We start from the raw sequence: 12,900 nt of genomic DNA, 5'->3' as shown, positions 1-12,900 counted from the left end.
AGGGTGAGCGGCCTATTGGATGGCCGTCTAAGCAGTAAGTGTGGTGTGTAGGCAAATCCGCACACCAGTAAGCACAAGCTGTGATGGCGAGGGAAATTATAGTACCGAAGTCCCTGATTTCACACTGCCAAGAAAAGCGTCTAGCGAGGAACAAGGTGCCCGTACCGCAAACCGACACAGGTAGGCGAGGAGAGAATCCTAAGGTGCGCGGGATAACTCTTGCTAAGGAACTCGGCAAAATGGCCCCGTAACTTCGGGAGAAGGGGCGCCTCGGTAGGGTTTATAGCCCGAGGAGGCCGCAGTGAAAAGGCCCAAGCGACTGTTTAGCAAAAACACAGGTCTCTGCGAAGCCGCAAGGCGAAGTATAGGGGCTGACGCCTGCCCGGTGCTGGAAGGTTAAGGGGATGGGTTAGCGCAAGCGAAGCTTTGAACCGAAGCCCCAGTAAACGGCGGCCGTAACTATAACGGTCCTAAGGTAGCGAAATTCCTTGTCGGGTAAGTTCCGACCCGCACGAAAGGCGTAACGACTTGGGCGCTGTCTCGGCAAGAGACCCGGTGAAATCATAATACCTGTGAAGATGCAGGTTACCCGCGACAAGACGGAAAGACCCCATGGAGCTTTACTGTAGCCTGGTATTGAAACTTTGTGCATCATGTACAGAATAGGTGGGAAGCTGTGAAGCGAGGGCGCCAGCCTTCGTGGAGCTGTCGTTGGGATACCACCCTTGATGTACGGAGTTTCTAACTTGCCGCCCTTATCGGGTGGAAGGACCATGCCAGGTGGGCAGTTTGACTGGGGCGGTCGCCTCCTAAAGAGTAACGGAGGCGCCCAAAGGTTCCCTCAGAATGGTCGGAAATCATTCGTAGAGTGTAAAGGCACAAGGGAGCTTGACTGCGAGACCTACAAGTCGAGCAGGGACGAAAGTCGGGCTTAGTGATCCGGTGGTTCCGCATGGAAGGGCCATCGCTCAACGGATAAAAGCTACCCTGGGGATAACAGGCTTATCTCCCCCAAGAGTCCACATCGACGGGGAGGTTTGGCACCTCGATGTCGGCTCATCGCATCCTGGGGCTGAAGTAGGTCCCAAGGGTTGGGCTGTTCGCCCATTAAAGCGGTACGCGAGCTGGGTTCAGAACGTCGTGAGACAGTTCGGTCCCTATCTGTCGCGGGCGTAGGAAGTTTGAGGAGAGCTGTCCTTAGTACGAGAGGACCGGGATGGACGCACCCCTGGTGCACCAGTTGTCACGCCAGTGGCACAGCTGGGTAGCTATGTGCGGACGGGATAAGCGCTGAAAGCATCTAAGCGTGAAGCCCCCTTCAAGATGAGACTTCCCATAGCGCAAGCTAGTAAGACCCCTCATAGACGATGAGGTTGATAGGTTCGGTGTGGAAGTGCAGTAATGCATGGAGCTGACGAATACTAATCGGTCGAGGACTTATCCACATGCCTGTATGCTGACTTTCATTATCCAGTTTTGAAAGAACAAGTTTTATTTTATACTGTTCCTCAGTAGCTCAATGGTGGAGCAACCGGCTGTTAACCGGTAGGCTGGCGGTTCGAGTCCGTCCTGAGGAGCCATGCTCCTGTAGCTCAGTCGGTAGAGCGTTTCCATGGTAAGGAAGAGGTCGCAGGTTCGATTCCTGTCGGGAGCACCATCACATGCTTGGCCCGTTGGTGAAGCGGTTTAACACAGCAGCCTTTCACGCTGTCATACAGGGGTTCGAATCCCCTACGGGTCACCATAGTACTTTGGAGGATTAGCTCAGCTGGGAGAGCATCTGCCTTACAAGCAGAGGGTCGGCGGTTCGATCCCGTCATCCTCCACCATTTTTATTTTCATATTGTCGCGGGGTGGAGCAGCTCGGTAGCTCGTCGGGCTCATAACCCGAAGGTCGCAGGTTCAAATCCTGTCCCCGCAACCAAATTTTTGGAGCTGTGGTGAAGTTGGAGTTCACGCCGGTCTGTCACACCGGAGGTCGCGGGTTCGAGTCCCGTCAGCTCCGCCATCTTTTTAAAAGATGACGGATGTAAATAACATAATTTGCCGGTGTAGCTCAATTGGTAGAGCACCTGACTTGTAATCAGGGGGTTGTGGGTTCAAGTCCTATCGCCGGCACCACCATACATGGGGAGATAGTGAAGTGGCTAAACACGGCAGACTGTAAATCTGCTCCCTCCGGGTTCGGCGGTTCGAATCCGTCTCTCCCCACCATGTATGAGCCATTAGCTCAGTTGGTAGAGCATCTGACTTTTAATCAGAGGGTCGAAGGTTCGAGTCCTTCATGGCTCACCATTTTTTTATGCGGACGTAGCTCAATTGGTAGAGCGTCGCCTTGCCAAGGCGAAGGTCGCGGGTTCGAGCCCCGTCGTCCGCTCCATTATGTGCCCTTAGCTCAGCCGGATAGAGCGTTTGACTACGAATCAAAAGGTCGGGAGTTCGAATCTCTCAGGGCACGCCATCTACATATATCGGGAAGTAGCTCAGCTTGGTAGAGTACTTGGTTTGGGACCAAGGTGTCGCAGGTTCGAATCCTGTCTTCCCGACATTTTCATTTTTTGCCGGGGTGGCGGAATAGGCAGACGCAACAGACTTAAAATCTGTCGGGAGTATTCCCGTACCGGTTCAAGTCCGGTCCTCGGCACCACATAATTTGCGGGTGTAGTTCAATGGTAGAACTCCAGCCTTCCAAGCTGGTCGCGTGGGTTCGATTCCCATCACCCGCTCCATTAAAGTCATAGAACTGGTTTTCGAAAAAAGAGTTCCTTTAAAGGGAACTCTTTTTTCATATGTCGGGAAAAATATAAATGCTACCGGATGATTAGAGGAAGTATTCAATTATAAAAAATGAGAAGCACATAATCCCAGCTATGGAAAGGAAGTAACTGGGATTATGTGCTTTTTTAGTTATAGAATGCATATAATAAAAGTATGCTACTAGTTTTACATATTTATCTGAAATGACAGAGAAATTCTGTTCTGATAAAGCGTACAGAACAGAATTTTATTGAAAATTGCATGGTAATCGAATAAAAAAACGAGTAACCGTACTATTAGACTCACAGTAAATGCTACCATTATGTTTTTCAATAATGTTTTTACAGATGGATAATCCAATGCCTGTACTATCGTCTTTGGTGGAAAAGAAGGGTTGAAAAAGTTTCTCTACAAGATCTTGAGGTATTTCTTCACCATTGTTTTCTACCATGATTGTAAGACTGTCCGTATGTTTGTAGGTGGATACCTGTACGTGCTTGTAAACGTTAGAACTAACGGCATCAATAGCATTGTTTAATAAATGAATGAGTACTTGGGACAGGCCCTCTTTATAGCAATACAAATCACAAGGGTCCATACGCATAATTAACGTCACGTTTTCAGCATGTAACCTTGGTGTGAGCAGTATTTCTACTTCATGGAGTAACTCAGATAATGAAACCTTTTTATAAACTTCATCTAAAATAGGCTTCTTGCAAAAACTGAGAAAGCCTGTAATTTGTCGATGGAAACTATCAAATTCGTGTAGTACGACTTGTACATAATTTTCCAAAACATGATTGCCATTTGTACTTTCCAAAATTAATTTTAGAAAGCCTTCAATGGCGCAAAGAGGGTTTCGTAACTCGTGTGCCATATTAGCCGCAATTTTGTCAAGTATTTCCAATTTATCATTATGTAAATAAGAAATGGTTTTTTCTTTTTCACTTAATTCATTTTGTACCAAATCTTCGTAATTTTGTACAGCCTGGTATAAGGCTTCATCAATTAATATCTTTAATCTTTTTTCCATAGAGGAGCGTTTTTCAGAAGTAATCAAATTGGGTGATATATTTGCTTGAATTTCATCCATAAATACATGATATAGTATTTGAAATGTTTTTAAGGCTAATGATAAAGGGAGCTTTTCAGTCCAAAACCAGTTACCTATTTCATGAGAGGACTCACGGACATCTTCTTCGTATGTGTCACGCATAAGTAGGAGTGAGATTAGGTAGCATGGTTTTTCAGCCAAATTTCTAGGTAGAGTTACCCGATAGGGATGAAAGAGATCTTCTAACTTATCTAACCACTTATTCGTAATTGTAGGTACTAGTGTTACTAAAAATTTAGAAATTTGCTCATATGTAAGCAATGTAACATTGACCATTACACCTTCACCCTCCTTCATCCTAATCAAGAATACAACTATTTTCAAGCAAAAAATACCCAATTCGTCAAAAAATCGTAAGTCAAATTCCGACAAAAGCAAGCTACTTGCGTAGAATTCAGTCAGATGGTATAACGTTGGCATGTAAGTGTAACGGAAGGGGACTAGAATACAAGATGGGTAAATAGCGCAAAGATACCTATAATAATACAAAAAGAAAAGTGAGAGTCAGATTCGACAAAGATCTGCGGTGCCTATTTCAATGTGGACAACCTCGAATCGAATTGACACAGCTCCTGATGCTCACACTAAATGGGGAGAAACCATGGATACAAACACACTACTTGCTTTATTTCATATTTTTATTATCGATGTGGTATTAAGTGGAGATAATGCTGTTGTAATTGGATTGGCCTGCCGTGGGCTTCCACCGATTGAACGAAAGAAAGCGATCCTATACGGTACGCTGGGTGCTGTGCTTTTGCGCGTATTACTTACGATTGTAGCTACTTGGATGCTCGCTATTCCATTAGTTAAAGCGGTGGGAGGGGTTATGCTGCTCTACATCGCTCTCAAATTGTTGGGCGGAGAAGAGGATACAAGCGAGGTGCACGTCAGCAAAAACAGTGGACAGGCGATTAAAACGATTATCTTAGCCGATTTTATTATGAGTCTAGATAACGTACTAGCTGTAGGTGGTGCTGCGAATGGGAATATTATCTTAGTGATAATCGGTCTTGCTTTAAGTATTCCATTGTTAATGTTTGGTAGTAGTCTGATTGCTAATTTGCTGGATCGCTATCCAATTCTTTTATATGTAGGCACAGGTATTCTTGCTTACACGGCCGTAAACATGTTTTTGGGAGATCCTTTTGTCCTTGATAAGATAGCTTCTAATCTGATCATTCCCCCTCAGGTTATATCTGGGATGGTGGTTATAGTAGTGTTATTGCTTGGTAAATGGCGTAGCCGTCGCACATAAAAGAACAGGCTGGGATTATTTCCTGGTCTGTTTTTTTGTGAACAAAGAGTAACAATTGTAGGATCTAAATAAAGCATTCACTGACCTTCTAGGTTGGTCTGGAAAAAGGAGATTTGAAATTACTGGTACTGTCTCTGAGGTATCGATTTGCCTCTAACGAACCGGATAATAGGAACACAAAAGAAGCATGAGATTGGAGATGGATACACCGCATTTAGATATAGGCTATGGTATGTATTAGACAAAATATAGAAGAATTTTACACTTCTAATCAATTATTTCAGTAAAACGAACATATAGATGGTAGTACCACTGTGGACAAGATTATATCATACAGTACTGCATTCACTTAGTCATTCACTTCTCGCGTTACTTTAGTGGAAATGGGTCATACTAACATAGATTTTGCAGAAATGGAGGACAGAAATAATAAAGGAGACGAGTCGATTGAACGTTGCCATGCTCACCCTATGGGGCATCTGGGATAAGATTTATCATTGCTGTAGCAGATTAAATTACATTCAAAAGGAACAGAATATCTTTCGCTATGCTATCCGAACATACCGTGGTGAAACGCTACAAACTGACAATGGTATTGTTATCCAAAAGGGAGACGTTGTTATCCGACTTCACATCCATAATTATTTGTTAGCTAAGCGTAGCATGGGAATTCACAGTGATGTACAGATCGGACTGACGCTGGTTCGTGAAGTCAGAAAGTCATTGCCTCAGCTAGCTAAAATGCTCATATCTCACCCAAAAGAACGAGAGATTAAAGGGATTGTGGGCACAACTATGCTATTCAAAGGAAGTGGGCAACTTGGGTTTTCTATGTCTCCTGTTCCAGATGTTTGGTACTTCAAATTTAAACGGTGGTATCTTACTTTATTAAAGATTGTCATGCATCCTAAAGGAAGAAAGGCTCCTACATCAATTGATCCACTTACTCGCGTATTTATGTCCAAGGAAGAATTGCTCAAACGTTTTTATTCATAGCAGGAAATGTAGGGAAGTAAAAATAACCAAAGAATACTGGAGAAAACTGCTAGATTGAAAAGGGTGTTTTTTTACCATTCTACTTTTAGGGAACCAGACAAGTTGATTTAAGTAAGTTTGATTTCTCAAAGAAAGATAACACACTGCATAAAAAAATTTAACAATGATTAAACTCTTGAAAAAGGAAGGGTAAGCGACCAGACAATGTTTTTGGATAAAAATTGGCAGGAATACAGCTAGCAAATTTCACACATAGTAAACTTACAAAGTTGCCAAAACGGTATGGATGGCAACGTCAAAAGATTTATTTATTCCTATAAGTTTGGTTAGTAGCATTGAAAATATAAGGACTAGTCTTTGCATTTTGAATGCTGCTAACGAAAAGTTGGTAGCCAAAAATTTAGATTGGAGTGACTAGATATGTCAAACAACAACGGATCTAGCAACAACCTTCTGGTACCTCAAGCAAACCAAGCTCTTGATCAATTGAAATACGAAATCGCATCTGAATTTGGTGTTCAACTTGGTCCTGACACAACATCTCGTCAAAACGGTTCTGTTGGTGGCGAAATCACAAAACGTCTTGTAAGTTTTGCTGAACAACAATTGTCTGGCCGTCAATAATTGAATATCTGGATGGTAAAAGGCGCCTTAATCGGCGTCTTTTTTACATACAAATATAACAAAAAAATAAAATATTTATCGTGTTATAAAATAAAATGGAAACATTTGTGCATTGAAAAGGCTGAGGTATTTATTAGAATGGAAAATGAGGCTTATCAACATAGAACGATACATTACTTTAGGAGGTTGATGCATGTTACGGAAAATGCTGATTGCGTGTATGGCATGTTTGTTCGGTATGCAAGCAGGTGTCATACAAGCAGAAGAAAAGGGTGAATCCCAACAGGAAACAGCATCTACAAACGATGAAGAAGAAACTAATCAAGGTCAAAATAGATACGCAACACCGGAAGGAAAAAATGATTCTTCAGAAGTTGAGTTAGAAGATTCGAAACAAAAAACAGAACAGAACAATAAGGAACATGTTGAGAAAGATCAGGTTGACACCATAAAAGATGTAGTCGGTCATTGGGCTGAAAAGGAAATCAAATCTCTATACGAGAACAAGGTCATATCCGATCAAGATGGACTTTTTCGTCCTGATGAAGAGATTACCATGGGTGAATTCATTGTTCTGCTATTGAAGAGCAAGCAAATTGAACCTGCTACTAAAGGAAAAAGCAGCTTTAGTGATGTACCCTTGAATAATTGGCTTTCACCTTATGCTGAAACAGCGTATCGCCTAGGAATAATTCAGGGAACTGTGGAGAACGGGAAACGAATGCTCAACCCTAATAGCTATGTAGAAAGGCAAGAATTGATTGCCTTTCTAAATAGAGCAAGTGGTAAAAGTGGAGAAGTAAATAATGTAAAATGGTCAACAACCTATGATACGTTAAAAAACTATCCTGACAGTCAAGAGGTTCCTACATGGAGTCAAAGAGAATATGCCTATGCTTTGCAAAATAAAGAAACTCAGAAAGCCTTGAATGGAAAGCTGGAGCCTAGGAAAAAGGTAACACGTGCAGAAGCTGCTAGTCAGGTTTACTACTCGTTATTTTTACCGAACAAACAAGATGCTTTATCGAAACACACGAACCCTGTCGAATTTTCTTATAAGCGTGTCCTACAAGTGCAAACCACAGCCTATGATTTTACCAATGGTCCAACTAAGGGATATCTCGGCTGGGACTTACGAGAGGGGATTGTAGCAGTTGATCCTTCAGTAATACCTTTAGGCACCCATTTATATATTGAGGGCTACGGGTATGCTGTAGCCGCGAACATTGGTTCCAAAGTGAAAAAAAACCACATTGATTTGTTTATGACTTCTCCTAAGCAGGCGAGAGATCATGGTATTCAGCAAGCAAAAGTGTATATCTTAAATTAACTGGTCATATTTGCCTTCCAAATCGCTCATACTACAAAAGCGAAGGGAGGCTTTTTTGTGCATTGGTTTTGGGGAGTTCTGATTGTACTGTTTCTTTTACTGATCTTGATTATGATTACCCCTATTAAAATTTTTTTACATTATCATCGGAAAAAGGAAAATGATATTTTTACCATACATATTCAAATTTGGAAACTAATTAAATTGAATTATGAGCTACCTATGATTAATCTCAAATTAAATAAAAACAATCATCCTGAAGTGGTTGCAAAAATAAAAAAGGAGGGGGACGTTCTTTCTAATACGGAAAGTAAGAGCAGTATTGATACAGAGGATGTTGAATCCTGGTTGCATCGTGTTCAGGAGCTGATTGAACGGATACAGGATTTTTATCCAATATTCCGCCAAGCTCTTCGGCATGTGTATTGTGAAAAGCTACAGTGGCAAACCATAATTGGCACAGGGGACGCGGCAGCTACAGGAACTCTGATCGGTTTAGTTTTAGGAATAAAAAATATGTTGGCGTCTATGCTCTCCTATTACATTTCTTTGCAGGAAATGCCGCGTATTACTGTAGAACCGATGTGGAATGCTACTATCATCCGAACCGAACTTTCTTGTGTTCTTTTCTTTCGGGTAGGACACGTTATTGTCGCGTTAGTTCGTATCGCAATCAAAATGAAGAAAGGGCGTGCGAGGAAATGGCAGATCACCCCATTCAGGGTTTAATGAAAACCACCATGGAAAATTTAAAGCATATGGTGGACGTCAATACCATTATTGGCGATCCGGTTGAAACACCGGATGGAAGCGTCATCCTGCCCATTTCAAAAGTAGGCTTTGGTTTTGCTTCAGGGGGTAGTGAATTCAAGATAACAGGAGATCATCATCCGGACCACAGCCATCCATTTGGTGGGGGTAGCGGTGGAGGTGTCTCTATTACACCTGTCGCTTTTCTAGTTGTTGGCAAGCAGGGGGTTCGTTCTATTCCACTGGAAAACGCTACCCATTTGTATGATCGCATCCTAGATTCTATCCCGCAAATTGTGGATAAATTCTCAGGCATGTGTAACAACAAGAAAAATCAAGGTGAAGAAAGCTGTTCACATACTGGAGTGTCTCCACAACAAGTTCACGAAGATCTGGGCGATTTGTTAGATAAGCAATAAGGCTAGGTAACGTTTTGCTACTTACAAAAAAAGAGCTGTTGGGGGAACAATCCTCAACAGCTCTTTTTTGTTCTATGGCTACTCGAGTTCGACTAACAGATCTCCTACTTCAATACTATCTCCTTCTTTAACGTGAATAGCTTTGATTGTACCATCCGAAGGTGCCTGAAGGGTTGTCTCCATTTTCATTGCTTCACTTACAATTAAATTGTGTCCACGGGAAATAGAATCGCCCGGTTTTACCAATACTTTTAGAATTTTACCTGGCATAGAGGCACCGATATGACCTGGGTTTTTACGATCAGCTTTTAAACGTATTAAGGCTGATACCTGTGCAGATAGATCTCGAACAGTGATGACACGGTTTTGACCATTCAAATCAAAGTTCACTTTACGCGTTCCGTCAGGGAGAACCTCTCCAATATTGTTGAGTTTAATAATTAACGTCTTACCTTGTTCAATAGTAACGGAGGTTTCTTCACCTAAACGCAAGCCATAGAAGAAAGTGGACGTCTCTAAATTGGACAAGTCACCATATAATTTGTTTGTCTGTTCATATTGTAAGAACACCTGAGGGTACATGATGTAAGACAAGACTTCTAGGTCATCTACCTTGCGTTCCACTTTTTCTTCTACTTCTTCTTTGGTCTTGTCAAAATCGATAGGGGAAAGCAATTCACCAGGTCGGCATGTAAATGCTTTGCGTCCTTTTAAAATAACATGTTGTAGCTTTTCAGGGAAACCATTAGGTGTTTGTCCTAGATAGCCTTGGAAGAATTGAATAACACTGTCCGGGAAGTCGATTCGATCCCCTTTTTCATATACGTTCTGTTCATCTAAGTCATTTTGAACCATAAACAGTGCCATATCGCCAACCACTTTGGAAGATGGAGTTACTTTAACAATATCGCCAAACATCTTATTGACGGTACTGTACATCTTCTTCACTTCGTCCCAGCGACCTTCCAAACCAACAGCCTTTGCTTGTTGTTCCAAATTAGAGTACTGACCACCCGGCATCTCATGCTGGTAAACTTCAGCACTAGTGGTTTTCATATCACTTGCAAAGCCTTGGTACATGGGGCGTACATCTTCCCAGTAATCCGATAATTTATTGAAACCGTTTAGATTAAGCTTAGTATCCCGCTCGCTTCCTTCTAACAAGGCAACAAGAGCATTAAGGCTTGGTTGGGACGTGAGACCAGACATAGAGCTAACGGAAGCATCAACAATATCTACACCTGCTTCAATAGCTTTTACCAACGTAGCGCCACCATTACCGGAACTGTCATGTGTATGCAGATGAATCGGAATACCGATCTCCTGCTTCAGAGAATGGACAAGCTGATAAGCGGCATATGGTTTCAAGAGTCCAGCCATGTCCTTGATAGCGAGGATGTTAGCACCTGCTTTTTCAAGTTGTTTGGCTAGTTCTATATAGTAGGATAACGAGTATTTTGTTCGATTCGGATCAAGGATATCACCGGTATAACAAATGGCTGCTTCTGCTACTTTGCCTGATTCGCGTACAGAGTTAATGGCCAGCTCCATACCTGGCAACCAGTTGAGGCTGTCGAAAATGCGGAATACGTCAATACCATTATCGGCAGATGCTTTAATGAAAGCTTTAACTGCATTGTCTGGATAATTGGTGTAGCCAACCGCGTTTGCACCGCGCAAAAGCATTTGGAATAAGACATTTGGAATTTTTTCGCGTAACAGACGCAAACGTTCCCACGGTGATTCACTTAAAAAGCGCATGCTGGTATCAAACGTAGCACCGCCCCACATTTCCAAGGAGAATAAATCTCCACCTAATTTGCCTGTTGCTTCAGCGATGGCAAGCATATCATAGGTACGTACCCGTGTTGCAAATAAGGATTGATGGGCGTCGCGGAAGGTGGTATCTGTAACTAATACTTGGTTTTGATTTTGAATCCATTTAGTTAAACCTTCAACGCCTTCCAGTTCCAAAATCTGTTTCGTACCAGCTGGATATGGCTGGTCGAACGGAGTTTTTGGAACACGTGGAGCATGGAATATTGGTTTTTCCTCTTTAGATAGCCCAGGATAGCCATTAACTGAGATATTTCCAAGGTAATTGAGCAAACGAGTACCACGGTCTTGTACACCAGGGAACTTGAATAGCTCTGGCTTTGTATCAATAAACGAGGTATTGTAATTACCTGACAAAAAATCAGGATGTGTGACCACATTTTTTAAAAATGGTAGGTTGGTCTTTACGCCACGAATTCGAAATTCTCGTAAGCTACGAAGCATTTTGCGGGAAGCTTGTTCAAACGTATTGGCATAGGTACAAATTTTAACTAGCAGGGAGTCATAGTATGGAGTAATGACAGCGCCAGGATATCCATTGTTCCCATCCAAACGTACTCCGAATCCTTCTCCAGAGCGCCACGCCAACAATTTACCAGCATCGGGGATAAATCCATTTTCTGGATCTTCGGTTGTGACGCGACACTGAATCGCATAACCGCTCATAGTGATATCTTTTTGAGATGTAATACCTATCTGTGGATCACTTAAATGTAAACCTTCTGCTACACGAATTTGGGTTTGTACGATATCAATGCCGGTGATAAGCTCCGTAATGGTGTGTTCTACTTGAATACGTGGGTTTACCTCAATAAAGTAAAATTTATTGTCTGATGTGAGTAAAAACTCAACCGTTCCTGCATTCGAATAACCAGCTGTTTTCATTAATGTAAGTGCAGATTGGCAAATTTCTTCTCGTAGCTCATCTGAAAGTGTTGTACTAGGTGCCACTTCTACGACTTTTTGATGGCGGCGCTGGATAGAGCAATCGCGTTCAAATAAGTGGACGAGATTACCATGCTGATCGCCTATAATTTGTACTTCAATATGTTTTGGATTTTCTAGATATCGTTCTAGATAAACCTCTGCGTTTCCAAAGGAAGAGTGCGCTTCTGATCGTGCTCTCTCTAAGCCTTCCTGCAATTCTTCTGGACCTCGAACAATTCGCATACCGCGACCGCCACCGCCAGAAACACCTTTGATAATAATAGGGAAACCTGATTGACGTGAAAAATCTAGGGCATCATCCAAAGATTCAATAGTGCCTTCCGTACCTGGAATAACAGGTATACCGGCTTCAATTGCCAGCTTACGGGCTTCTACTTTATCACCAAATTTTTGGATTAAGTCTGAGGAGGGGCCAATGAAAATTATTCCTTCTTCCTTACAACGACGGGCAAACTCCTCATTTTCTGATAAGAACCCATATCCTGGATGGATGGCATCGATATTGTGTCTCTTAGCAATCTCGATGATTCCCTCAATATCCAGATAAGCTTCAATCGGTCCTTTTCCTTCGCCAATTAAGTAAGACTCATCTGCTTTGAATCGATGTAACGAAATATTGTCTTGCTCTGAGTAGATGGCTACAGTACGGATTGTTAACTCAGTAGCAGCGCGGAAAATGCGTATGGCAATTTCCCCGCGGTTTGCTACCAGCAGTCTTTTAATTTTTCTCTGCTCCATGATTTTCTCCCCTATCGGTATGTAAGTGGTAGGTCAGTAACTCTATCATGTGGTTTCTTTCAATGATACAGAAAAACACCTGTATTTACATTATTTTTCGTACCATATTTCTTGCCTTTTGAGTTAATGA

8 protein-coding genes, 14 tRNA genes and 1 rRNA gene (1 of these 23 running past the window's edge) are annotated in these 12,900 nt (G+C 42.3%); 21 read left to right on the top strand and 2 right to left on the bottom strand.

Annotated elements, in window-relative coordinates; translation table 11 throughout:
* The 15 genes from EEL30_27035 to EEL30_26965 all read left to right on the top strand — a co-directional run.
* A 23S ribosomal RNA gene (locus EEL30_27035) occupies window positions 1-1,446 on the top strand (it extends 1,486 nt beyond the left edge of the window).
* Window positions 1,447-1,505: 59 nt separating this feature from the next.
* Window positions 1,506-1,580, top strand: a tRNA-Asn gene (locus EEL30_27030).
* 1 nt (window position 1,581) lies between these two features.
* Window positions 1,582-1,657, top strand: a tRNA-Thr gene (locus EEL30_27025).
* A gap of 10 nt (window positions 1,658-1,667) precedes the next feature.
* Window positions 1,668-1,744, top strand: a tRNA-Glu gene (locus tag EEL30_27020).
* Window positions 1,745-1,753: 9 nt separating this feature from the next.
* Window positions 1,754-1,829, top strand: a tRNA-Val gene (locus EEL30_27015).
* An 18-nt stretch (window positions 1,830-1,847) separates the two neighbouring features.
* Window positions 1,848-1,924: transfer RNA gene (locus tag EEL30_27010), tRNA-Met, on the top strand.
* A 7-nt stretch (window positions 1,925-1,931) separates the two neighbouring features.
* Window positions 1,932-2,008: transfer RNA gene (locus EEL30_27005), tRNA-Asp, on the top strand.
* A gap of 37 nt (window positions 2,009-2,045) precedes the next feature.
* A tRNA-Thr gene (locus EEL30_27000) sits at window positions 2,046-2,121 on the top strand.
* An 8-nt stretch (window positions 2,122-2,129) separates the two neighbouring features.
* Window positions 2,130-2,214: transfer RNA gene (locus EEL30_26995), tRNA-Tyr, on the top strand.
* Between the two features lie 5 nt (window positions 2,215-2,219).
* Window positions 2,220-2,295 (top strand) — tRNA-Lys (locus EEL30_26990).
* Window positions 2,296-2,304: 9 nt separating this feature from the next.
* Window positions 2,305-2,380 (top strand) — tRNA-Gly (locus tag EEL30_26985).
* Between the two features lie 4 nt (window positions 2,381-2,384).
* Window positions 2,385-2,461, top strand: a tRNA-Arg gene (locus EEL30_26980).
* Between the two features lie 11 nt (window positions 2,462-2,472).
* A tRNA-Pro gene (locus tag EEL30_26975) sits at window positions 2,473-2,546 on the top strand.
* Between the two features lie 14 nt (window positions 2,547-2,560).
* Window positions 2,561-2,647: transfer RNA gene (locus EEL30_26970), tRNA-Leu, on the top strand.
* 8 nt (window positions 2,648-2,655) lie between these two features.
* Window positions 2,656-2,729 (top strand) — tRNA-Gly (locus EEL30_26965).
* A gap of 275 nt (window positions 2,730-3,004) precedes the next feature.
* Here EEL30_26965 and EEL30_26960 read toward each other — a convergent pair.
* Complete coding sequence (locus EEL30_26960) at window positions 3,005-4,168, bottom strand: sensor histidine kinase (GenBank protein QDX95900.1); 1,164 nt, start codon at window positions 4,166-4,168, stop codon at window positions 3,005-3,007.
* Between the two features lie 241 nt (window positions 4,169-4,409).
* Here EEL30_26960 and EEL30_26955 point away from each other — a divergent pair, with 241 nt between their 5' ends.
* The 6 genes from EEL30_26955 (at window position 4,410) to ytfJ (ending at window position 9,248) form a co-directional block, all read left to right on the top strand.
* Window positions 4,410-5,129 (top strand): TerC family protein, encoded by a 720-nt coding sequence (locus tag EEL30_26955; GenBank protein QDX95591.1) that lies wholly within the window; start codon window positions 4,410-4,412, stop codon window positions 5,127-5,129.
* 447 nt (window positions 5,130-5,576) lie between these two features.
* On the top strand, window positions 5,577-6,125 hold the full coding sequence (locus tag EEL30_26950) for a hypothetical protein (protein ID QDX95590.1): 549 nt from the start codon (window positions 5,577-5,579) through the stop codon (window positions 6,123-6,125).
* Window positions 6,126-6,545: 420 nt separating this feature from the next.
* On the top strand, window positions 6,546-6,749 hold the full coding sequence (locus EEL30_26945) for an alpha/beta-type small acid-soluble spore protein (protein QDX95589.1): 204 nt from the start codon (window positions 6,546-6,548) through the stop codon (window positions 6,747-6,749).
* Window positions 6,750-6,942: 193 nt separating this feature from the next.
* A complete protein-coding gene (locus EEL30_26940; protein ID QDX95588.1) occupies window positions 6,943-8,079 on the top strand; it encodes a hypothetical protein in 1,137 nt (378 codons plus the stop codon).
* Window positions 8,080-8,136: 57 nt separating this feature from the next.
* Entirely contained in the window at window positions 8,137-8,808 is a 672-nt protein-coding gene (locus tag EEL30_26935; protein QDX95587.1) for a DUF2953 domain-containing protein, read from the top strand.
* Window positions 8,781-9,248 carry a sporulation protein YtfJ gene (gene ytfJ, locus EEL30_26930; GenBank protein QDX95586.1) on the top strand — a complete coding sequence of 156 codons (468 nt, stop codon included), beginning with the start codon at window positions 8,781-8,783 and terminating at the stop codon, window positions 9,246-9,248. The genes EEL30_26935 and ytfJ overlap by 28 nt, the downstream gene beginning before the upstream one ends.
* 78 nt (window positions 9,249-9,326) lie before the next feature.
* Here ytfJ and pyc read toward each other — a convergent pair whose 3' ends face one another.
* Window positions 9,327-12,770, bottom strand: coding sequence for a pyruvate carboxylase (pyc, locus tag EEL30_26925; protein QDX95585.1), 3,444 nt, complete (start codon window positions 12,768-12,770; stop codon window positions 9,327-9,329).
* Between the last annotated feature and the right edge of the window lie 130 nt (window positions 12,771-12,900).

The sequence above is a fragment of the Brevibacillus laterosporus genome (assembly GCA_007833815.1).
In the GTDB taxonomy this organism is placed as follows: Bacteria; Bacillota; Bacilli; order Brevibacillales; family Brevibacillaceae; genus Brevibacillus_B; species Brevibacillus_B laterosporus_D.
The sequence above is the reverse complement of the archived record's forward strand: the minus strand, read 5'-3'. Positions and strand labels throughout refer to the sequence as shown.

What these genes read in the sequence shown, in the direction of transcription:
- EEL30_26945 (QDX95589.1), top strand. Translation starts at nt 6,546, where the DNA reads ATGTCAAACAACAACGGATCTAGCAACAACCTTCTGGTACCTCAAGCA.
- ytfJ (QDX95586.1), top strand. Translation starts at nt 8,781, where the DNA reads ATGGCAGATCACCCCATTCAGGGTTTAATGAAAACCACCATGGAAAAT.
- EEL30_26940 (QDX95588.1), top strand. Translation starts at nt 6,943, where the DNA reads ATGTTACGGAAAATGCTGATTGCGTGTATGGCATGTTTGTTCGGTATG.
- EEL30_26955 (QDX95591.1), top strand. Translation starts at nt 4,410, where the DNA reads ATGTGGACAACCTCGAATCGAATTGACACAGCTCCTGATGCTCACACT.
- pyc (QDX95585.1), bottom strand. Translation starts at nt 12,770, where the DNA reads ATGGAGCAGAGAAAAATTAAAAGACTGCTGGTAGCAAACCGCGGGGAA.
- EEL30_26960 (QDX95900.1), bottom strand. Translation starts at nt 4,168, where the DNA reads ATGAAGGAGGGTGAAGGTGTAATGGTCAATGTTACATTGCTTACATAT.